Source organism: Brevibacillus sp. HD3.3A, assembly GCF_013284375.2.
In the GTDB taxonomy this organism is placed as follows: domain Bacteria; phylum Bacillota; class Bacilli; order Brevibacillales; family Brevibacillaceae; genus Brevibacillus; species Brevibacillus parabrevis.
In genome coordinates, this window is sequence record NZ_CP085874.1 from 6,058,143 (window position 1) to 6,079,867 (window position 21,725).

19 protein-coding genes and 1 pseudogene are annotated in these 21,725 nt (G+C 50.5%); all 20 read right to left on the reverse strand.

What is annotated here, in order from left to right; translation table 11 throughout:
• Nucleotides 1-2 precede the first annotated feature (2 nt).
• On the reverse strand, nt 3-1,094 hold the full coding sequence (locus HP435_RS28160) for a bifunctional phosphoglucose/phosphomannose isomerase (RefSeq protein ID WP_173597229.1): 1,092 nt from the start codon (nt 1,092-1,094) through the stop codon (nt 3-5).
• A gap of 43 nt (nt 1,095-1,137) precedes the next feature.
• The gene (locus HP435_RS28165) at nt 1,138-2,001 is read right to left on the reverse strand and encodes a class II fructose-bisphosphate aldolase (RefSeq protein WP_063231603.1); all 864 of its coding nucleotides are present in this window, start codon (nt 1,999-2,001) and stop codon (nt 1,138-1,140) included.
• Nucleotides 2,002-2,029: 28 nt separating this feature from the next.
• A complete protein-coding gene (locus tag HP435_RS28170) occupies nt 2,030-2,809 on the reverse strand; it encodes a DeoR/GlpR family DNA-binding transcription regulator (protein WP_173597228.1) in 780 nt (259 codons plus the stop codon).
• A gap of 210 nt (nt 2,810-3,019) precedes the next feature.
• Nucleotides 3,020-4,714, reverse strand: a complete 1,695-nt coding sequence (locus HP435_RS28175; protein ID WP_173598937.1) for a DUF262 domain-containing protein — start codon at nt 4,712-4,714, stop codon at nt 3,020-3,022.
• Nucleotides 4,715-4,905: 191 nt separating this feature from the next.
• Entirely contained in the window at nt 4,906-5,751 is an 846-nt protein-coding gene (locus HP435_RS28180; protein ID WP_229049991.1) for a DUF2785 domain-containing protein, read from the reverse strand.
• Nucleotides 5,752-5,796: 45 nt separating this feature from the next.
• Nucleotides 5,797-6,519: pseudogene (locus HP435_RS28185) on the reverse strand (alpha/beta fold hydrolase); the annotation flags it as partial.
• Between the two features lie 74 nt (nt 6,520-6,593).
• Nucleotides 6,594-7,517, reverse strand: a complete 924-nt coding sequence (locus HP435_RS28190; protein WP_173598936.1) for a helix-turn-helix transcriptional regulator — start codon at nt 7,515-7,517, stop codon at nt 6,594-6,596.
• Between the two features lie 4 nt (nt 7,518-7,521).
• On the reverse strand, nt 7,522-8,049 hold the full coding sequence (locus tag HP435_RS28195) for a hypothetical protein (RefSeq protein WP_122962295.1): 528 nt from the start codon (nt 8,047-8,049) through the stop codon (nt 7,522-7,524).
• Between the two features lie 167 nt (nt 8,050-8,216).
• Nucleotides 8,217-9,266 (reverse strand): LLM class flavin-dependent oxidoreductase, encoded by a 1,050-nt coding sequence (locus HP435_RS28200; RefSeq protein WP_122962294.1) that lies wholly within the window; start codon nt 9,264-9,266, stop codon nt 8,217-8,219.
• Between the two features lie 190 nt (nt 9,267-9,456).
• Complete coding sequence (locus HP435_RS28205; RefSeq protein WP_122962293.1) at nt 9,457-10,845, reverse strand: amino acid permease; 1,389 nt, start codon at nt 10,843-10,845, stop codon at nt 9,457-9,459.
• A 323-nt stretch (nt 10,846-11,168) separates the two neighbouring features.
• Nucleotides 11,169-12,575 carry a sensor histidine kinase gene (locus HP435_RS28210; protein WP_173598935.1) on the reverse strand — a complete coding sequence of 469 codons (1,407 nt, stop codon included), beginning with the start codon at nt 12,573-12,575 and terminating at the stop codon, nt 11,169-11,171.
• A 3-nt stretch (nt 12,576-12,578) separates the two neighbouring features.
• Nucleotides 12,579-13,289, reverse strand: coding sequence for a response regulator transcription factor (locus tag HP435_RS28215; protein WP_122962291.1), 711 nt, complete (start codon nt 13,287-13,289; stop codon nt 12,579-12,581).
• A gap of 147 nt (nt 13,290-13,436) precedes the next feature.
• Nucleotides 13,437-14,474, reverse strand: coding sequence for a DUF418 domain-containing protein (locus HP435_RS28220; RefSeq protein ID WP_173598934.1), 1,038 nt, complete (start codon nt 14,472-14,474; stop codon nt 13,437-13,439).
• An 18-nt stretch (nt 14,475-14,492) separates the two neighbouring features.
• Nucleotides 14,493-14,852 carry a YxeA family protein gene (locus tag HP435_RS28225; protein ID WP_173597222.1) on the reverse strand — a complete coding sequence of 120 codons (360 nt, stop codon included), beginning with the start codon at nt 14,850-14,852 and terminating at the stop codon, nt 14,493-14,495.
• A gap of 152 nt (nt 14,853-15,004) precedes the next feature.
• Entirely contained in the window at nt 15,005-16,150 is a 1,146-nt protein-coding gene (locus HP435_RS28230; protein WP_173598933.1) for a VanZ family protein, read from the reverse strand.
• A 184-nt stretch (nt 16,151-16,334) separates the two neighbouring features.
• Complete coding sequence (locus HP435_RS28235) at nt 16,335-17,150, reverse strand: alpha/beta hydrolase (RefSeq protein WP_173598932.1); 816 nt, start codon at nt 17,148-17,150, stop codon at nt 16,335-16,337.
• Entirely contained in the window at nt 17,147-18,169 is a 1,023-nt protein-coding gene (locus tag HP435_RS28240) for an ABC transporter substrate-binding protein (RefSeq protein WP_173598931.1), read from the reverse strand. The genes HP435_RS28235 and HP435_RS28240 overlap by 4 nt, the downstream gene beginning before the upstream one ends.
• 61 nt (nt 18,170-18,230) lie before the next feature.
• Nucleotides 18,231-19,418: an ABC transporter substrate-binding protein gene (locus HP435_RS28245; protein ID WP_122962287.1), complete on the reverse strand. Its 1,188-nt coding sequence runs from the start codon at nt 19,416-19,418 to the stop codon at nt 18,231-18,233.
• A 308-nt stretch (nt 19,419-19,726) separates the two neighbouring features.
• Nucleotides 19,727-20,728: an ABC transporter substrate-binding protein gene (locus HP435_RS28250; protein WP_173598930.1), complete on the reverse strand. Its 1,002-nt coding sequence runs from the start codon at nt 20,726-20,728 to the stop codon at nt 19,727-19,729.
• Between the two features lie 130 nt (nt 20,729-20,858).
• Nucleotides 20,859-21,629, reverse strand: coding sequence for an SMI1/KNR4 family protein (locus HP435_RS28255; RefSeq protein WP_229049778.1), 771 nt, complete (start codon nt 21,627-21,629; stop codon nt 20,859-20,861).
• Nucleotides 21,630-21,725: the final 96 nt, after the last annotated feature.

The following is a 21,725-nucleotide window of genomic DNA, read 5'->3' on the forward strand; positions in this document are numbered from 1 at the left end:
GGCTATTTCACCTGCACGGTCACGAGCGGCTGCCCCATTTTTTGTTTAAACAAATTGATGACCTCCACAGGGGTAGGGTCAACACCTCTAATCAAGGCAGCATACAGGGAGACAAAGTCAGCCAAATAAACGATGGAAAACAACCGGGCCAAACGTGACTCGCCGCGCGAATGCACAACCCGCACCGCCCCTGCGCGCTCTCGCAAAATATCCGCGCTAATCTCTACCCGCTTCACCGTCTTTTCGCTGTCCTCGCAATCTCGAATCAGTGTAAAATGAAAGCCTTTCAAAAGAGCCGCAGGAGAATCCCAGCCGACCGCCTCGTCGTGATGCAAGCTCGGAATGGCGTTCCAAAAAGCCATCAGCTTGCTGTTTTCCCCCAACTGATTTTTCCAGCGCCAGGCCGGAGCATCAAAATAAGGTAGCGTTCCGTACACAACAGGCACCAGCCCATCCAGCTCCACCGCGATTTGCTTCGCTTCGTTTTGCTCAATCGGCGAATCTGGCCCGTATTCCTGCTTCCAGGTCCGAAACAGGGCAATCGTCTCCTCTACCTCGGCGCGCTTGTCGGAAACAAGCTGCAACTTGGTCAGGATGGCGAGGATCGGCAAAAAGATATAGCCAAGCACGATCCGCGGCATCATTCCGCCTGGCACAAGCAAGTATGCATGCCCATTTTCCCGCGCCATGTCGAGCACCGTTCCGCCTGCGGTGATGACAGCTACTTGCGCGCCTTTGGCAATCGCGGCCTCATACCCGCTAACCACTTCCTCGGTGTTGCCGGAGTGGCTGACGACGATCACAAGCGTGCGCTCGTTGACAAAAGCCGGGATCGTGTAGCCTTGATTCAGTTGCAGCGGGACTTGCAGCTCGTCAAACAAATACGATTTGATCAGGTTGACGCTCGCAGCCGAGCCGCCGCCCGTGCCCAGTACCAAAATATTTTCAATCGGAGCAGAAATGTTTGATACATCGAAATAATCAGATAATTTCAGACCTGCCTGGAACTGCTCCTCATACGCTTCTGTGTCCTGCAACGCCCGAATCGTATCCAGCTCTCGCAAAACCTTCACATCATCCAGATTGATACGCATGCCAATCGTCCCTTTCCTCGCTATCGCTTGTTTTGGCTTACCCTTACCTGACCAACGCTTTTCCCGTGCAACCGCACATCTCCATCTTGGCGAGCGCCACTTCCTTCACGGCTTGCTTGGCCCGCTTCATGTAGGTGCGCGGATCGTTTTCTGCTGGGTGCTCCTCGAACGTTGCTTTAATCGCATTGGAAAAGGCGATGCGCAGCTCTGTCGCCACATTCATTTTCGCCATCCCCAGCGCGACAGCCCGTTTGACTTGCGCTTCAGGAATCCCGGAGCCGCCATGCAACACTAGCGGTGCCGGGACGCGCCGGGCAATTTCCTCCAGGCGGACAAAATCAATGCGCGGCTCCCCTTTGTAGATTCCGTGAGCCGTCCCAATCGCTGGTGCGAGCGTATCGACTTTTGTCAGCTCCATAAAACGCTCGCATTCGAGCGGGTCAGCCAGAGAAGCGTCTGCGTCATCCACGACCAGATCGTCCTCGACCCCGCCGACTTTGCCAAGCTCCGCTTCCACATTGACTCCAAAAGCCCGCGCCAATGTCACCACCCGCTGCGTCCGCTCCACGTTTTCCGCAAAAGGGTGCATGGAGGCATCAATCATGACCGATGTATACCCGGCCTTGATGCACCGGGCGATCAGCTCCTCCTCCTGACAGTGGTCGAGATGCAGGGCAATCGGCACCCGAGCGCGCTCAGCCGCCACCCGGGCCATCGCAGCCACATACTCCGGTCCCAGATGCCGCACCGTCCCAACCGTTGTCTGCAAAATCAGCGGCGCGTTCGCTTCCTCTGCCGCCTCCACTACCGCTTGCAGCATTTCCAGCGTGTGAACGTTGAACGCCCCGACGCAATACCCTGCCGCCCGCGCTTCCCCAAGCATTTGTGTCGATGATACTAACGCCATAACGATTCCCCCATTCCCTTGCTCAGCTTCATCTCGATACCCCTTGCGGACTGGCCAGCTCCAGGTTGATGCCAAGCTCTACGTACCTTTCCACAAAAGGGCGTGCGGCTGCATCCGTAATGATCCGGTCCACGTCAGACACTCCGGCAAATTTGGCTAAATGCGTTTCGCCAAACTTGCTGTAGTCGACCAGCACGTACACTTTTCTCGCCCGCTCCATCATTACTTGGTTGATCTGCGCTTCGGCCAGGTTCAATGTGGTCAGTCCATGCTCCGGATGGATGCCATCGGCTCCGATGAAGCATTTGAAGACAGACAGATTTCGCAAGTTTTCTGCGGCAACAGAGCCAACGAGCGCAAACGACTTGTGCCGCATCTCCCCGCCGATCAAAATGACGTGATGTTTTCCCTGGCTGTTCAGCTCCATCGCGATATTGACCGCGTTGGTGACTACCGTCAGATCGTTCATCCCGCGCAGCAGCTTGGCCAGCTCCATCGTCGTCGTTCCGGCGCCGATCATGATCGTGTCGCCAGGCTGGATGTGGGATAGCGCCTGGTGGGCAATCGCCAGCTTCTCTTCGCTGCGCTCCGCGAGCTTTTCGGTAAAACTGCGTTCCACAGGGAGAAAGTCAGTGATCGTCGCCCCTCCGTGTATGCGCGTCAACAGCCCGTCGTTTTCCAGCTTGATCAAATCTTTGCGAATCGTCACTTCCGATACATCGAGAGCCTGACTGAGTTCGCTGACTGTCACGCTTTGCTCCGCTCTCAATTGCTCGAGTATTTTGCTGTGCCGTTCAGCTGCCAGCATGATGCTTCACTTCCTTACTACAGCGATTATTTTGTCTTTCGTTTTATTTTGTATACTTTCGTTTTATTTCATTTAGATCATATCACCCGAGAAAAAAGAATGTCAAACCGTATTCAGAAAATTTCACATAATCATTTTGCGCAGAGGCAAACATGCCAAAAGGACACCTCCGCATGGAATCGAAAGTGTCCTTGTGTTTTTGGTTTACGGTTAGGCGTTCAGAGAAGTTGTCGTGCGCAAGTTCCAAGCCGTTTCTAGTAAACCAATCAAATTTTTTTGCCTATGCTCCAGAACAGCTGGCGTCCACTCTTTTTCCTGAATGACTTGAGTGGTTAGCGCGAACGAGCTGATACCATTACTAGTTTGGAAATAAGATGCTTTTTTCTTTTGAAAATCGTAGTTCTTAGCTTGGGCATTTTTCACACGCGTAAGCAAAACTAAGTTTGCCAGCTTATGGACATACTCGGACGGATTATCAAAATGCTTCATCCAAGCGCTGTCTGGTTTGGGCGTTTGAGGCAAGACATGCTCAACCGTGATGACGGAGTAATCGTAGTAAGGCTGCCCCGGTGTCAAAAGTGAATCCAAGCGCAAAAGAAGGTATCGCCTTGCCGTATCCTTCAGATCTGTATAAACATCCCCGTTCAGCATACGAAGCACTTCTTGTTTATCCTCATCCGAAACCTCGAGAGCAGATTCACTGGAAAAGACATCTACTCCTTTATCCATCTCCCTTAAAATTTGAGAGTAGCGAGACATGCGCCAATTGAAATTTTTCCGGAGTATCATGCTCGTGCCAGCCAGCACTTCAAGGCGATTAAGAAACATGTCCAGCTTTTGATTGTGCTTACGCAAGTAAAACATTGCGGGTGGAATCCAGTCACTGTTATCAATTCGGTTTAACAAGCTCAACACTTTAATAAGCTGCGGTTGTTGCCCAAAGTAAGAATTATAATTAACTAATTTTAGATAAATCTCTCCATATGGAATTAAGTATTCATCAATGAACCGACTTCCGCTTATTGTAGAAAAGATTTCGCTATACTCGTCCTTGTAATTAGCGCTACCCTTTCGCTTTTGAATAATCATTCTCATGTGATCAAACAGCTTGTTAAAACGGTCTCTTCCCAGTGAGACCTCGACATCCTCCCACTTATTGGTGTAGTGATCCTGTTCATGCTGTGGAATGTCCCCAATCACTTGTGCTTTGAAAATATCACTCGTCATAAGATCGAGTCCGCGGTCGTTCAGCACCGTAAAGATTCGGAAAGCTGAATCAAAATTCGGAGTGGAGACTACCACAATATAACAAAGCGTAGCGATTACCCCAGGCAGAGCCTTCACAGTTTGTGGCTCTAATTCATTCAGACGTTCCAAGAAGTACAGCGCGTTGTCCCGAATTGCTTTTTGACTGTCTGTTTTCACCGGAGTGCCTGCATTGAGATTTTGTGTGGCACCACGCTCTTGGATACCTACCTTGAAAAAATCACTGTCGCGATTGCGAAGACAAAGCCGATACGTATCCGCTATGTTCCTAATCTTGCTTCCTTTTTGAACTATCATACTATCAATCTCTGAGGCATAGTCATCGCCCAAATAATCTCTTAAAACCGCAAGCAGAATTGTCAGAGTGGTAAGCCGTTGCTGTCCGTCCAAAACTTCGGCTTGAGGCCCATCTTTTTTTACCAACACGATACTGCCAAGGAAATATGGTTCCTCTACATCTCCAACATTTTGTTCCGTTACGTTGTAATGCTCCATGAAATCTAGTAAATCATCCAATAGTTCTCCAGCCTCATTCGTTGTCCACGAATAAGGCCGCTGTACAGATGGAATGGTAAACAAATAATCATCGGAAAACACTTTATGTAAAGGGGTTTCTTGCGCAAATAGCGTCGTCTTCAAACTGCCGCCTCCCTCGCGTGCTTTTATGGTCACCCACATTCACAAGCTGAGCATTATTACCCACCTAGCAATATACCCCACTTTCCAATTCTTTGAAACCATTCATTCGAAAAATTCAGCAAAACGCCCAGTTCCTCGCAATACATTTTGAGGAACTGAACGTTCGATAGGAGAATATTTATGCAAGCCCTTCACTCCGCAAATCGGTTCAGCTTCGCTTCTGCACCCACTATTGCGCTTGCGACACGCTGATCGCAGCTCTGCGGCCCTGTTTTTCTGAAAAAGAGCGCACGCAAAAATTGCTTGCTGTTCACCTGGGCGATGCGTTGGCTGCGGCTCCGCGGCCAGTTGCCACACTCAGCCAAACTGTTTATCCAATCGGCAATCCGCTCAATCGGCAGCAACTCTTTTCCAAGCATCATATGGACAATCGTCGCCATCCGCTCGTCCTCTTCCTCGCAAAAAATATGCGCGCCATTGTGCAGCATCCCGGCAATGGCGTCCAACACCTCCAACTGCAACGCCTCATCGCTCTCCGGGCACTGAATCAGCTCGTCCAACGCATCCGCTCCGTGAGCCGCGCTGTGCGCCCAGCCGCCCTCGGGAACGTAGCCGCGCAAATCCCGCTCCCCCCTGTAATACCGCAGCAGCGCCCGTTTGACATGCTCGAAATCGGTCTGATCGAGAAAAGGCTGCTTCCGATGCTGTCCCAAAATCAAAGCGATCGGCAGGACAGAAAAAGTTCGCGTAAACACGCTGTCATCCCCGGCGCTGCCAATCTGATAAAACAAATGCTGCTCATCCGTCAACACGAGCAGCAAACGGCGCAGCTCGCCCTCTGTGAACTTGTTTTCGCGATGAATCCAGGCGTAAAACGTCGGATAGATCGATTCATCCCGCAACTGTGGATCGGGGTCGCCGATGTATTGCAGCATCAGCTCCACGAAGTCCCCCGGCTTTTCACCTGCGCCAAGCTGATATTGATTCGCTGCGATTCTCTCCATATCCCGGACAAATTGCTGCTTGATTTCGCTCATTTTTCGCACCTCATTCACGATTATCGTAATTTCTTCCGCCACCAGTTCAGGGTCGTCATGATGAATATCGTGCCCGCTGTCCTTGGCTACCTGGATCCGGCTCGCCGTCGACAGTCTTTGAAAATCGGCTTGCAACTGTTGTTCAATCTGCAAGATTTCCTCGTGGGGCCAATCATTTTGTGCGTAATCTGGCCGACCTCGCATCAAGATCGCTAAAGGCATACGGCTCACGCCTGTATGCGCCGAGACTTGCCTGTAGCTTTGCGGTTTATCAATCTGCTCCCGGTTCAACAGCGGATTTTCCAAATACGCCCGATTTTCCGCGATCAACGCGGCGGGCAGCACTTTTTCATAAGCAAGCTCTTTATACTCGGCGGCTGCATCGACCAGTACCATGCCTGCTGCCAGTTTCGGGAAGCGGCTGGCAAACAGCCTGGCGACCAATCCGCCAAACGAGTGGCCGACCAAAATATAGGGCGGCTTTACGGGGGTCTGCGCTATCAGCTCGCAAAGCTCCTCCACCAAGTCAGCACAAGTCCGGGGAACTTTGGCGGCCGCCTCGCTTTTGCCGATGCCCGCCCTGTCATGGGAAAAGGTCGATGCCATCTGCGCGATCCGGGCTTGCACCTTATCCCACGTCTCGCAGCTATCTCCCAAACCCGCTATGAAAATAACCGCAGGAGCGTCTTGTCGCAACGAGTAGCGACAGTAAAGCATGCGCCCCTGACGCCGCAGCCATGTTGCTGTGCAGGAAAGCGAGTTTGTCATGCCTGATCACATCCGTTTCACCAGCCATTGTCTTCACACCCCCACTATAAAACAAAATGACTGACACCAGTCTGTCAGCCATTGTAGGAAAGCATCAGTTCCCGAACGTATTCTTTTAATTCTTCCCGCAGGAAGTGAGGTTCGACAATCTCGCAGTCCTTGCCAAAGCCCAGAATGAACTTCAGCAGCCCTTCCTCATACGGGAACGACTTCACTACGATGTACTGACTGTCCGTTCCTTTAGTAATACTCTCTTTGGAAAAATACTCGGTGAGCTGTTCACCAATCCGGCTGGAAAACCGCAATGTCACCGTAACCCCGCGTTCCTGATAGCTCGCTTCGATCGTTTTTGCGATCTCTTCTCGGGAAGCCGCTCTTTTTGCAAAAACTTCCCCGATGGTCAGGTTCCTCATCCGCACGAGCTTGAACCTTCTGTACTGATTGCGAATCCGGCAAAAAGCAACGAGAAACCAGTGCCCGGACGTAAACGCGATCTGCACAGGCTCTGCCACTCGGCACGCAGCATCCATGTTTCTGTTGATGTATTCGAAGTGAAGCAGCCTGTTTTCTGTGATCGCCCGATTCATGAGCAGCAGGTACTCTCTCAGCTCCTCTTCCATGCTGAAATGGGACATGTCCACGCTCCACTTGTCTGCGGCGCCACTGTCCCTTTTCCATGTATGCCCGAGCTTGAGCAGCACATCGTTAAACGCCTCATTTTTGCCGAACAGAAAATCAAGATCGTTCACTACTGCCAGAAACAGATTGGCTTCTTCTTTGTTCAGAAACAGATTGTCTACCTGATAATGTTCCATCAAGTAGTACCCTCCACCCCGTCCTCCAAGCGAAGCAATGGGAATGCCTGCTTCCCCTATTTTTTCGATATCCCGATAAATCGTTCGCAAGGAAACTTCAAAATGGTCGGCAAGCTCTTTTCCGGTGACCATCCCTTTTTGCGATAAAATGAGCAGCATGGATAACAATCGGTTTACTCGCACTCGCTTACTTCTCCAAAATAAAATCAGACATGACAACCTTCTCCCATTGTATCCCTTTCGGATTCACATTGGTATAAAGCGTGACCGAATCGGCGTTTTCGATGACGGCTTTCAGCTGAAAATTCATTTCTTTTTGCTGCAAATATTCATCGTGAAGCTGCTGGTAGTGGGGATCGCCCTTTTCTTTTGCCTCCTTGATGTAGGCGACGGTGTCCGGGTCTTTGTCAAAATTTTTGTACATCACTTTGTAGCCAAAAGTAGCTTCCACCTTTCCTGCCACATTCGACTCCTGATAATCAGACAACTCGAAACCGAGCAATTCGTAATGCGCGGAGAAAGCCTTTTTCGATTCTTCCTTCATATAGTTGAAGATTTGATTATACTCGGGAGAATTTTGTGCTTCCTCCACTTGGGACGTGCCTTTGCCTTCCGATATGGTTACTGGACTCTGATTGGCGGCTTGTTCCGGGCTGCAACCTGGCAAGCCCGCCACGACGACCAACGCAAAGCAGACGATGAGCGCTTTTTTCACTGGAAACTCACCCTTATGGACAGATTGGAATTTGCTTACAAGTTATACGATTCATCTGCCATTTATGTCTCTCCCTTTTTCGCTCGAAAAAACATTTGGACGAAAAAAAAGAACAAGACAGCCTGTTGCCTGATGCAACGACTGCCTTGCGCTCTTCCCGAATGTACTTACTGGGTCGCTTCCCACTTCGCAACCTCTTCGCGTACGCGCGGTGCGACTTCGCTGCCCAGGAGCCGAATTGCCTGCATAACCTGGTCGTGCGGCATCGTGCCCACAGGTACGTGCAGCATGAAGCGGGTAACCCCGACCTGTTTGCGCAGGTGAATGATTTTCGCTGCCACCGTCTCCGGGTCGCCGACATACAGCGCGCCTTCAAAGCTTCTCGCCGCGTCAAAGCTCGATCGGTCGTAATGCCCCCAGCCGCGCTCCCGTCCGAGTACGTTCATTACTTGCTGGGTTGGCGGGAAAAATTTGTCCGCTGCCGCTTCCGTGTTCCAATCGACAAAACCGTGTGAATGGGAAGCCACGCTCAGCTTTCGCGGGTCGTGGCCTGCCTGGATCGCTGCCCGCTTGTACAGCTCGACTAACGGCGCAAACTGCACCGGACGCCCTCCGATAATCGCGAGAACGAGCGGAAGTCCCAACAGTCCTGCCCGGATTACCGACTGCGTATTCCCGCCACTGCCAATCCAGACGGGCAACGGGTCCTGCACTGGCCGCGGATAAATGCCGAGATTTTGAATGGCCGGACGATGCTTGCCTCGCCAGGTCACCTTTTCCGACGAGCGAATTTTCAGCAGCAGCTCCAGCTTTTCTTCGAACAACTCGTCGTAATCGTTCAAGTCATAACCGAACAACGGAAAAGACTCGATAAAAGAACCTCGACCCGCCATGATCTCTGCGCGACCGTTGGAAATCGCGTCGAGTGTAGCAAAATCCTGAAAAACCCGCACCGGATCAGCAGAAGACAACACGGTAACTGCGCTGGTCAACCGTATCCGTTTGGTCTGTGGCGCAGCAGCCGCAAGCACCATCGCAGGTGAAGACGCCGCAAAATCTTCGCGATGATGCTCGCCCACGCCGAATACATCCAGTCCTACCTGATCGGCCAAAATAATTTCCTCGACGACTTCCCGCAATCGTTGCGCATGGCTGATGACCTCCCCTGTCTGTGCATCAGGAGTCGTCTCTACAAACGTGCTAATGCCAATCTCCACCACAAAGCCCTCCCTATTCTTCTCGCTCCGAATAATATCTTTATTTTAAGAATCTCTATCTTAAATTTCAAGTCTGCAACTGCATTCCCTCCATCAGCCTTCCACTTTTCCGCTTTTCGAATGCGTGTCGTACATGTCGCGTCTAAATAAAAAAGGGACATCGTCGCTGATGTCCCTTTCTGCTGCATACTTATTTTCGCTCGCCGCTTTGTGCTTGCTCATCCAGCGGAACGGCTTTGTTAATGCCAAAAGCGTAGAAGCTAAGTGTCACGATCCCCAGGAACACGATCCCGGCAATCAGCGAGATGCGCGTGTCATCGTTGATCCACATTCCGACCAACACCATCAGCAAAAAGGCGATGGTAATGTAGTTCGTCAGTGGAGCGAGCGGCATCTTGAACGGATGGTTGCCCAGTTCGGCCGCTTTTTGTTTGCGGAATCTGATTTGACTGATCAAAATCACAAACCAAGGAATCATCCCTGGAAGCACGCTCGCGCTGTACACGTACACAAACAGATTTTCCGGCGCGATATAGCTCAGGATGACGCCGACACCCAAGCCGACGAGAACACCGATCGTTCCCAAAAGCGGCACACCGTTATGGGACAGCTTGGTGAAAATTTTCGGCGCCTGTCCATTGACACCGAGTGTATACAGCATGCGGCCTGCACTGTAAATCCCGCTATTACAGCCAGACATCGCTGCGGTGATGACTACGAAGTTAATCAGTCCCGCTGCTGCGGTAATGCCGATCTTGGCAAACGTCGCTACGAACGGACTGCCGATCGACTGCAATTGATCCCACGGGTAAACGGTTACAATTACAAAAATCGCACCGATGTAGAAAATCAGAATCCGCCAAATGATGCTCTGGATCGCGCTGGTCAACGTCTTCTTCGGATCTTTTGCCTCACCAGCCGTAATCCCGATCAACTCAACCCCTTGATAAGCCCCGATCACTAATGACAAAGCGAAGAAAAAGCCTGTCCAGCCGCCGGTAAAGAAACCGCCATTTTCCCACAGATTGGATAAGCCAATCGCATGACCGCCGTTGCCGATTCCGAAGAAAATCAGGCCAAGTCCGGCAATAATCATCAACACAATCGTAACGATCTTGATCATGGCAAACCAGAACTCAAACTCACCAAACGATTTAACGGAGAACAAGTTCGCTGCGCCCAAAATCACCATGGCAATAATCCCGGGAATCCAGGCTGGCAAATCAGGGAACCAATACTTCATATACGCCCCGACCGCGATAATCTCCGACATCCCGACGACTACCCACTGAAACCAGTTGCTCCAGGCCGTCAAATAACCAGCTAACGGATGAATGTACTTATGCCCGAAAGTTGCGAATGAGCCAGTGCTTGGCTCCACATACAGCATTTCTCCCATGGCGCGCATGATAAAAAATATAAAAATTCCTACAATTGCATAAGCAAGCATTACGGATGGACCTGTCCATTTGATCGTGCTTGCAGAGCCCATGAATAGCCCTACACCAATCGTGCCGCCCAAAGCGATCATCTGAATGTGACGAGCTTCCAGACCCCTTTTCAATTCTTTGTTTTCCACTTCGGTTCTTCTTCCTCTCTGCCTTGGCTAGCGTATGCTCAGAAAACTGTGGAACATGGGCAAACCATCCACTTCATGTGAGCTCTTGTAAAGCATTCCTAATAGTTGGTCAGATTATTCTTCTCCCTATTAATGCTTTACTTCAGCAACACTTGTTTATTGTAATACGTTTTTTTGATAATAACAATTATATTCCCTGGAAAAATAGCTGGTAAATCAATATATTCGGATTATATAAAATTAAAAAATATATGATAGATAAAATAAATTCTTTTGCACAAAAAGAAAACACCTTATGCAGGTGTCTCGCCTTAGTCTACGTCTTACAACACAATCTCAATCGACGTCCCCTGTCCTTCTTCGCTGCTGATGACAATCTCGCCTTGGTGTGCGTCGATGATATCGCGTGCGATCGCCATCCCAAGCCCCGATCCTTTGTGGGCATCGCCTGTGTTCGTTCCCCGGTAGTAGCGGTCAAAAATCCGCTCCAGCTCCGCCTTCTTGATCCCTTTCCCGTCGTCCTTGATCGAGATATGCACGCGTTCTTGCTTTTCCACGCTCACCTCAATTTTTACCTCGTCATGATTGTGGACGATCGCATTGTAAATCAGATTGTTGATCGCTCTCACCATCAAGATTTCGTCGACTTCCACGGGGATGAACTCTTCGGCTACCGTAAACTCAATGTGGCGCTTCGCATACTTGGGATCGTTCAGGATGTCGATCACGATGCCGCGCAAAAGGGTAACGATGTTGACCGTCTTCTTTTGAATGGACAGTTCTTTGTTCCGCAAGCGTGTCGTCAAATTGAGGTCTTCGATGACTTCTTTGATATACACTGACTTTTTCTCGATAATTCCTGCGTACTCCCTGATCTCGTCCCATGTAAACTGATAGTCCGGGTCCTTGATCATTTCCGAGTAGCCTTGAATCGAAGCAAGCGGCGTCTTCATGTCGTGGGAAATGTTGGCGATCCATTCCTCTTTTAATTGATCGAGCTTTTTGCGCTCCTTTTCGTTCGCCTGCAACTGGTGCGACAGCTGATTCAAGTTATCGAATACGTGCTGGTAGACGCCTTCCGGTTTGTAATGGACGTAAAACTGATTGTTCGCCAACTGCTTGATCCCGTCGATCAGCGAATGCATAGGCTGCGTAAGCCGCTTGCTGAACCAATAGCCAATCCACAAAGCGATCAGGATGTCGATCATAAAAATGATGAGCCCTACATTGAATGCGCGCAAGATAACCTGGTTGTCGTAGAAAATGACGTACCTGTTCAAGTCGCGGTTTTCAATCCCGATCAAGTAGCTGTAGCGCTTTGCTGCACTTGCCTTTTCCCCGACAAAAACGGTCGTATCCCCATCTACTTCCTGGTATTTGTACATTTGAATCATGTCTGCGGGCGTGTAATGCTTCTTTAGTCCGGCGGGCACTCGGTAAGTCAACACTTCATTGCCGTTTTCGTCCAGAATCTGTAGCCAGGCGTTTTTCTTTTGCAGCTCGTCTTTTCCTTCCGCGGTTATCGCGATGCTGTCTCCCGCTAGATCGAGCCGCTGCTCAAACTCTCTCGTAAATTGCTCGGGAGAAGCCGCCTGATCCTGAAAAATCGGGACGTCGAAGCCTTTTTGAGCAATAAATAATCCCAGCATAACGAAAAAATTGATGAAAATAACCAAAATCACAACCAAGACAACGGACAGCAAATACCGTCCTGTGACCTTCCACTTCATCCATCACTGCTCCTCGATCACCAGTTTATAACCCAAACCCTTCACGGTAATCAAATATTCGGGAGAAGAAGGCTGGTCCTCGATCTTTTCCCTCAGTCGGCGTATGTGCACCATGACGGTGTTGTCGATCCCGATAAAATCCTCGCCCCAGACCGTATCGTACAGCTTTTCCTTGCTGATGACTTTGTTGGCGTTTGCCAAAAAAACCTTCATCAGCCCAAGCTCCTTCGGCTTCAAGTCAATCGGACTGCCGTTCTTCAAAAGCTCTGCTTTTTGCGGGTCCAGCTCAAACGGCCCAGCCTTGAGCACAGGATCTTCCTCGACTACAGGCTCAACGACCGCATAATCGGCTCTTCTCAGTTGCGCTTTGACCCGGTAGGCAAGCTCCTTGGGACTGAACGGCTTCGTAATATAGTCATCGCCGCCAATGGCAAAGCCCAAAATTTTATCAATTTCCTCGGTTTTAGCGGAGATGAACAAAATCGGCACCTTGGAAAAGCCTCTGATTTGTTTGCATACTTCATAACCTTCTCCGTCTGGCAGCATGATGTCCAACAGCACGAGGTCGGGCTTTTTCTCCTGAAATTGAGCCAGGCCGTCCTTGGCGGTGGTCGAAGTCCAGACGTGCTCGATCCCTTCTTTTTTCAGAACCGTTTGAATCAGCTTCAAAATATCTTCTTCGTCGTCAATGATCAGTACCTTTTTCCCGGACATTGCCGCTTCGCCTCCTTTAAAAACCGAACCCTTTTTATGTGAGAGTATGCCTGACCGCCCTCCATTTAGCAAGCCAAGCCGTTCTTCCATAGAGAAAAGGCGCAAAAAGACTTTTGCTGCCAGCCTTTTTGCGCGCGCCATGATTGCTTATTTCGCCTTTTGCTTGCCGTACGTCATAAAGCGCCACATCTTCTCCAATGGCCCCATCGCGAAAAATTTGAACCACACATTGCTGTAAATGATTTGGACGACGAAGATCAGGCTGGCGATGATGACGACATTCACCGGAGATACATACTCCAGCCCCATGATCGAAATGATCAGCAAGCCGATAAAGCTTTGCGCCACGTAATTGGTCAACGCCATCTGTCCGACCCGGGCAACTGGCGCGAAGAAAGCGCGAATCGCCGCATGCTCCAGAAGCAAAAACATCACAGCGACATAGAACAAGACCGTTGGAATCGTGCCAAGCGAAACGATCAGTCGCAAACTCTCGGCTGCTCCTGCCGAAGCAAACCACGTCCAGATCGCAAAACCAGCGACGACAGGCAACAAACCTGCTGCCAGAAGACGCAGCTGCTTTTTGCATTCACCGACGCGTCTGATCAGATCAGCCTTTGCGACAGAGAACCCAGCCAAAAACATAGTGAAAATCAAAGTCCAATCACCGATGATCACATCAAGCACCGTAGACAGGACACCTTCTGTTCCGATCAGCTTGGCAATCAGCGCCACTACGTACACAGCGACAACTCCGGCGAGCCATTTGTTGATCGTGGCAAGCTTTGCCCGGTAAAACGGCAGCAGGAGAAATCCAATCAGTGCGTAAGCTGGCAAGATCGTGCCCCAAAAAATAAACACATGCACAATTCCGATCAAAAACATCATCAGCAAACGCCGGGAAAAACGGCGCAGCGGCCTGTCTCCCCGCATCTCGGCACGTGAAGCGAAAATGTAAAACCCTACTCCGAACAGAAACGAGAAAATCGAGAAAAATTTCTTTTCAATGAGAATGAGGGTAAGCGTATCAATCCATTGGTTCACTCCTGTAAATTCAGGAATGCTCATTCCTTCCGTCAGAATAATATAGCCTTTGATGTTAATAAACAAAATACCGAACAAGGCAAGACCGCGAATGATATCTAAAGCGACAATCCGTTCCTTTTGCGGGACAGAGGGATTCATTAGCTTGTGCTCCTTTCTTTATTGCAGTTTTTCGTCCGCTTTCTTTGGCAATTCTTCCTTGGCTACTTCCTGATAAGAAGTCACGCCTTTGCCCTCTTTCACAAACAGACTCAAGTATGCTTTTTCCCGCAGTTGTTTATCTGCCGTGAAAGTAAATGTCTTTTGACTGCCGTCCTGATCGTAGGCGGGCAACTCGTATTCGTAGCGGACCAGCGTCTCTCCGCCGCCGATTTTGTCGACCAGCTTCTTGCCCTCTCCCTGAATTTGCGTATAGTAGACGTCTGCTCCCAGCCTGTTCAAATTCACTTTTTGCATAAGCGGCACGGCAGCAATCAGGATGACGGCAATGACGATCCACGTAATCATGCTCTTTTTCATGACTTCCTCTCCCAACCTCGTGTCCTTTTGATTGCTTCTGAGACGATTATAGCTGCCCGTACCTTACAGCGTTTTAATCCGAACCTTAACTAATCCTTAAAAAAATAACAGCAAACCTCGCTCAGAGATTTGCTGTTGCGGTTACAACGTATTCACTTTTTGCTCGGAACGATATCGGCGGCGGCATCAAAGTAGAAGGTACGCTCTCCCTTTTTCAGAAGCACAAGCAAAACGTGCAGGCAGAGAACGGCGACCATGATCGCCATGCACGCGAAGAGGACCACGGTCATCCAGACGTGGATCGGGTACAGTGCCGAATCCATCTCGATCTCCACCCGACTCAAGATTCCAATGAAAGTCGAGACTCCCCAAGGCAAGTACAGGGCAAACGCCCTTTTTAACAGCGCCCTCCACGAAGGAACCTCTCCTTGCGGGCCTGCCAGCCTGAAACGCAGCAATCTCGTTCCGACTGTCTGGCCGCCCCACAGCAACGGAAGGACGAAGTACACAACGAGGAAACCGACCGTGGTGTACACCAGCTCCATCACGTCATTGGACGAGAACAATCCGATCGTGACCAGCCAGACTGCCTGAATCAAGAAATAGTCGACCCACACTGCCAGCAATTGCGACAGCGGCGGCACCAGTCGGCTAGACTCGATTTTTGCCTTTTTCGCAAGCAGCGTCTTTTTGGACGGGAACAAGGCGAGAATGATCGGGCCAATCCAGTAGCCAGCAAGCGCGCCTGTGCTGTTCAGCATCAAATCGTCTACGTCGAAAATGCGGTACGGACAATTGTAGATGCCGTAAATCCCGGTTACCTGCGTGACTTCATAGAACAGGGAGAGGGCAAAGCCGAAGCCAAATGCCTTTTTCCAATACCGCTTGTCTTGCCAAAAATAGCGCAAGTAGACGCCGAACGGCAGCAGCAGCAAGAAATTGAAGGCTGCCTGCCAGAAAGCGCTCTGCTTGAAAATCTGCATGTACGTCGCGGGATTGGACAAGACGATCGCCCCATCCTTCAACGTATCTGTGACGAAGGAAAAAGGGATCAGCGAGTAATACACGGTATCCGCTGATTGGTAGGCGCATGTGTTGCGGGACTCCGGCAAAGGCAACAGCACCAGAAACAAAGCAGACAACATATAGTACATAAAAGAATAGGCCACGATGGAAGCCCACAGGCTCAAAAAGCCGTACTTCCGATAGCTGTAGATCAGCCAGGGAATGACCAGCACGAATCCCAGCAGGATGAATGCGATAAATGCCGTTTGAATCGGTATGAAATATGCCGACATGCTGCACCTCGTTTAATAGTCTTGGACGCTGGACGCCATTTGCGCCACTGGATTGACGCCCGCCCAGCTGTACGGTTAGTCTGTCTCGGTTGACCTTACAAAAATTATCATAGATGCTCGTCAGCGTGCAACGCAAAAAAGGATCAGCTGTCATCTTTTTGACAGCCAATCCGCTTTCTTGTCTTTACTTCGGTTCTTTGCCGGACCACACAAAACGCGGCAGACGGCTAAGCATGGCAGGCAAGACCGTCACATGGTCTTCCCCTGTGAACTTTATCCACTCCAGATGAAGACCTTGCTCGGCAAGCGTCGCCATACCCGCGGCGACTTCTTCTGCGCCTTCCAGCATATCCTCCAGCTCGTCAGCTCCGATGGTCAACAACAGTTGACGCTGATACTCGCCCTGCCAGCCCGCTTTGAACTTCTGCATTTCCTTGAGCACCTCATTGTTGGCCCACCAGACAGACGGACTGCCCGCCACGTAATGCGTAAACAATTGTGGTCTGGTGAACAGAGCATGCAAGGCAAACAATCCACCCAACGAATGGCCGACCAGTAATTGTCGGTTCGGATCAATCGGCCATTCCTTGGCAATCGCCGGCATCAGCTCAAATTCGAGAAAATCGAGAAAGTGATCCGCTTCGCCATGCGGTGGCCACGGTCTGCCATCAGGGCGCTCGGGAAGCGACGCTTCGTCGACATGCATCGTAAAATCACGGCATCGCCGCTCCACATCAAACGGCTCGCGTGAAGGATACCCGATGCCGACAACCAAAATGGGGTCGAAGCCTTTAGGCTTGCGTGTCTGGAGCTTGACTGCTTCGGCAAGCGTCTGGAATAGCGCATCTCCGTCCAGGGCGTAGATGACAGCATACCCGCCGGGAGGTGCCTCATCTGCTGGATTCCCGAGCAAAATCCGGTATTCCAGCTGTCTTTTCGATGTCAGCTTGTATTCGTAGCAACGCTCCGGAATATGAGGTGTTTCGATCATCTTGTTCATGGCTGCATGAACCTCACCACATCGTCAATCACTTTGCTTTGGGCGATAAAACCGCCGCTCAGCCAGTAGTCATTGGATGTCTCAAATACGTGGCCGCTTTTCACTGCCGGGACGTTTTTCCATACGGCACTGTCCTTCAATTCTTTTAAAAATGCATCCCCCTGGTTGCCGTCGTTCACGAGAAAAATGTAGTCGGCATCCAGTTGAGGCAATATTTCCATCGATACTTCAAACGCGCCGTCTTTGACCAGCTTGCTCGGTTCAAAGCCCAAATCGTGGGCAAGCACATAGCCGCTGAAGTAATCGCTGTTCATGAAAAACATTCCTTTTGCGTTAAAGCGGATGATCGCGGCTTTTTTACCCTCTGCTTTTGCCGCAAGCTTTGCCTTTGCATCGGCTGCTTTGTCCGCGTAGTTTTTCAAAGCTTGCTCCGCCTTGTCTTCAACCCCCAGCAGTTTTCCCAACGTGCCAACCGAGCTGTTCAAATCAGTAGAGGCGCTTTTGAAAACGTAGGTGGGAGCGATTTTGGCGTATTTCTCATACGCGCCGTTTTCCGCCGAATACGAATTGTGCAAAATTATGAGATCCGGCTGCGATTCCAAAATGACTTCAAAAGAAGGGGTTCCGCCAGCGAAGCTGATCTGCGGCACGCTGCCAAGCTGGTCTTGCAAGTATTCTTGCGGGCTTACCCCGTTCGACCATTGCATCGCGGGCTTGATCCCGAGTGACAGCAGAGAATCCTCCATGACAGGTGCAAATACTTTGCCAGGCTTGGCCGGAATCGTCAGTTCATGACCAAGCTCGTCTTTTACCGTCAACGGGTAGGCAACCTCTGTCTGGGCAGTACCTTTTGCCGAATCGGTCGGAGTGCTCTCGGCTGCCGTCTGTTGCTTGCTGTCCTGTGGCTTGGCTGTTTCTGTACCGCATGCGGCAAGCAGCCCGGATACGAGCAGCACGGTTGACAGCAGGGCCATTGTTTTGTGGGCGCGACTTGGTCGCTTGCTCCATCTCTTTATCATAAATAAGTCCCCCTTTTCGAATGATAACCATTCTCACAAGAAAGGATTATAGAAGAAAACATCAGGTGACTCCATGGACAGGAACAAGAGAAGAGGCTGGATTTTTCCCTGTTAGCATCAGCGTCGCTTCTTCCATCATCCGAATAATCGCCAGGGCGGAATACTCAAACCACGGGTTGGACGGAATGACGTACAGCTTGCTGTTTTTGACCGCCTCAAGACTTCTCCATTGCATGTGATACTGCAAGGAAAGCCAAAATTTTCGCGTCCGCGCGTCCGGGCAGATCAATACCAGCAGTCTGTCAGGATTAATGTGAGACAGTTGGTCGAGCGAAATCACTTCGTTGCACAGCTTTTTCTGCTCCGGGATCGTTGCCAGGGCCAAATCCTGGTACAGCATGTCGCGAATCCCCCTGTTGCTGTAAAGATAGATGTCCTCCCCGGAGATACGCAAGGTGACGAAAACGTCATTTCCAACTGCTTCGCGCACGCTTTGCCTGGCTTGCCCTGCGCTTTCCTCGTAGGCTTGCAGCCATTGCTCACAATCTGATTGTCTGTCCACCATTGCTGCCATTTCCCTAAGCTGCTCCCGCCATTTGGTTGCTTTGATTTCGACGCACTTAATCCCGGCTGTTTCAAGCTGGCTGCGAATCGCCTGGTCGTATTCATGGTGCAAAATGAGCAAATCCGGCTTGGCCAAGCTCAGCTTTCTGAGGCTTTCCTCGTCCAACTCCGTCTCCGGTGAGCTTAAATGAATTGGAATCCGGTCTTGATAGTAATAGTGGTAAAAAGGACTCCATTTCGGATCAAGCGGAGCCGCAACCGGAACAATCCCCAGTGCGAGCAGATTTCCCGTCCCGGCCGTGGACGTGACCGCTACCCGCCTTCGCGTCTCCTTGCTGTATGCGGAAGGCGATACGCCGACTGCTTTCTTGAATTTTCTGCTGAAGTAAAACTCGTCCGTGTAGCCGACTTTTCGCGCCACTTCGTGCATGTACAAATCGGAATCGCGCAGAAGCTGCTTGGCACGCCCGATGCGCAGCTCCGTCACATAATCCATCACGCTCTGTCCGTACGCTTTTTTGAACGCATCTCCAAAGTAATTGGGGCTAAGTCCGGTCAACTGGGCCAGCTCATGAATCGATATAGGTTCGGCAAAACGGCTGGCGATATACTCCCGGACTTCCGCAAGCGACAAACGAGCAGCCATGCCGCTTTCCTTGCCTTGATTCCGTTCATTCCTGAACATGCTCAGCCACCTCCTGCGCTTTTTCATAGAAAATCGGTTTTATTTATGATATTGATAATCATTTTCATATTATTACTATAGTCCATCGCCTTATCGAAGACAATCGCGGGTAGCGACCACGCGACCCTCCCCGCAAAATAACACTCCCGGCCACCCCGAGCTGCATCTGCAATGGAACTCCTTTTTGTCTTATCATTTCCATCGCGGATGATCCGCTGCCTGTTGCGCTTTGATTATGCGGCGGGTGAAAAATGAAAAGCTGCCCGCAAAAGTGGCGAGCAGCTTCTGATAACCCGGTCGGTTGACCGTTATTTTTTGTTTGCTTTCGCCGACATGACTGAAACGATTTCGTCCAGCAGCAAGTCCAAGGTCAGCGGATCATCGTAGTTGAATTTGCTATCCAAAATATACACGCGACCTTGCTGCACAGCCGGAATCGTCTTCCAGACGGAGCTGTCCATCAACTGTTGCTGGAGGGCAACCGTCTCGTTGCCACCATCCGTCAGCAGAAAAATATCGGTGCCCATATAGTCAGGGAGAACTTCGTTCGAGACATCCACGAAGCGCTCGTTTTTGTCTACAAGTTTTTGCGTTCCTGGTGACGGCTTGAAACCGAGCTGGCCGTATACCGTCGTATTCAGCCCTTGATTCCCCATCACATACATCTCTTTGCCCAAAAGCAGCAGCGATACGGCAGTCTCATCGCCTTTCAGTTGCAGCTTCTCCTTGGTCGCTTTTGCTTTTTCCTCGTACGCTTTGAACCAAGCTTCTGCCGCCTCCGTCCGTCCGAGCACATCTGCCGTAAACATCACGCGCTCTTTGGTCGGTGTGGCATCGTCCAGCCCCGTGACGACAGTCGGTGCAATCTTCTCCAGAGCCGCCAGCCCTTTTTCATCCCAGTCGTCGAAAATGATCAGGTCCGGATTTAACGCCAATACTTTTTCCTGCGAGTATGGATAACCGACGTCTTCGATTCCTTTTATTTGTTCAGGGTAGGCAATCTGACTCGCGATGACGCTCAAGGTGGCGCCAATCGGCTTCACGCCGATCGCCAGCAAATCACCCGGATTGCTGCCGACATAAACAACCCTCTGCGCTTGAACCGGGAACTCCACTTCGCGTCCCTGCACGTCTTTTACGACTTTTGTAGCCGGTTTTGTATCGGGAGCAGCGTCTTTGCTTGTCTCGGTACCCGCATTCGCTTTTCCAGCATCAGGTGTGGCAGGTGCAGTCGTTGCGCCGCAAGCTGACAAAAACGCCATCACGAGCAGCAGACCGAGCAGAGAAAGCAGGCGTTCCTTTTTAAACATAGCTGAATCAAAGCCCCTCTCTATTAATGAATAACGATCAATAAAGAAAATGATAATCATTATCACTAAAAGAGTATACATCAAGTGCTCATGCGGGTAAATAAAAAGAAAGCCCTATGCTCCCACCAGCCTATCTTTGCACAAATTCCGTAAAACTGATTTCGCTTACCTCGTACTCCGCACCTATGCTGGCCAGCTCGTTTGCGACTTTGGCAGCGACTGACTCCAGTCCTTTGAACACGAGCAGAGGAGCCGCTTCCAGATGAGCTTTTGCTTGCCCGTAATCGCATTTGAACCATTTTTTGATGAACAGCAGCGTCTTGAGCTTGTCAGCACCCGCACCTGTGATCATGACTTTGTTGTATATAAAGTCTTCCATCTCTTCTACGTCTGTTTCCGTGATGCTCCGCGGTCGCAGAGCGCTGCGCAGCAACTCCGCCAGATTGTCGTACGCGACAGCAAAATCCCAGACTCCCCTGCCGTGTTCTGCGGTATAAATCACGGTGTCGCCTCTGGACAGATCGATGCAGTATGGATCGCCCTCGTCGTTAGCAATCACCAAAAAGCTTTTCGGCCAGTCCTCTATCACTTCATCTGTCACCGGATTGTAGTTGTACCCGAGCTGGCCATCCGGCAAATCCTTTGCCCCGTATATATCCAGGTTGATATAATCATCCGTGCTCCAGGACACAGACTGTGGAACATAGTGCTGCAAAAAGTACACGTACTCCTCAGGCAGCGTCCATGTTTCCGTCACGCTTTTGATTGCTTGCTCGTCTGCTTCGGCAAGCAGTTGCATCGGATGTTTCGCGTAAAAGTCAGGGTCTTGTTCGCACATTGCTTGCACGACTGACCGCATCTGAGAAAGGATAGCATCGATTTGCGAATATACAGGTTCCACGCGGTTCACCACTTTGTCTGAAAATTGTCTCCCGAAATGACTCTCTTTCTTTTTCCACCATTCTCCAACATATTCCTTTGAAATCAGGGAAGTCTT

Bases quoted from the DNA above. Each gene is read 5' to 3' on its own strand.
- HP435_RS28160 (WP_173597229.1), bottom strand. From the start codon at position 1,094: ATGCGTATCAATCTGGATGATGTGAAGGTTTTGCGAGAGCTGGATACG.
- HP435_RS28165 (WP_063231603.1), bottom strand. From the start codon at position 2,001: ATGGCGTTAGTATCATCGACACAAATGCTTGGGGAAGCGCGGGCGGCA.
- HP435_RS28170 (WP_173597228.1), bottom strand. From the start codon at position 2,809: ATGCTGGCAGCTGAACGGCACAGCAAAATACTCGAGCAATTGAGAGCG.
- HP435_RS28180 (WP_229049991.1), bottom strand. From the start codon at position 5,751: ATGAGCGAAATCAAGCAGCAATTTGTCCGGGATATGGAGAGAATCGCA.
- HP435_RS28210 (WP_173598935.1), bottom strand. From the start codon at position 12,575: ATGAAGTGGAAGGTCACAGGACGGTATTTGCTGTCCGTTGTCTTGGTT.
- HP435_RS28215 (WP_122962291.1), bottom strand. From the start codon at position 13,289: ATGTCCGGGAAAAAGGTACTGATCATTGACGACGAAGAAGATATTTTG.
- HP435_RS28220 (WP_173598934.1), bottom strand. From the start codon at position 14,474: ATGAATCCCTCTGTCCCGCAAAAGGAACGGATTGTCGCTTTAGATATC.
- HP435_RS28225 (WP_173597222.1), bottom strand. From the start codon at position 14,852: ATGAAAAAGAGCATGATTACGTGGATCGTCATTGCCGTCATCCTGATT.
- HP435_RS28230 (WP_173598933.1), bottom strand. From the start codon at position 16,150: ATGTCGGCATATTTCATACCGATTCAAACGGCATTTATCGCATTCATC.
- HP435_RS28235 (WP_173598932.1), bottom strand. From the start codon at position 17,150: ATGAACAAGATGATCGAAACACCTCATATTCCGGAGCGTTGCTACGAA.
- HP435_RS28240 (WP_173598931.1), bottom strand. From the start codon at position 18,169: ATGATAAAGAGATGGAGCAAGCGACCAAGTCGCGCCCACAAAACAATG.
- HP435_RS28245 (WP_122962287.1), bottom strand. From the start codon at position 19,418: ATGTTCAGGAATGAACGGAATCAAGGCAAGGAAAGCGGCATGGCTGCT.
- HP435_RS28250 (WP_173598930.1), bottom strand. From the start codon at position 20,728: ATGTTTAAAAAGGAACGCCTGCTTTCTCTGCTCGGTCTGCTGCTCGTG.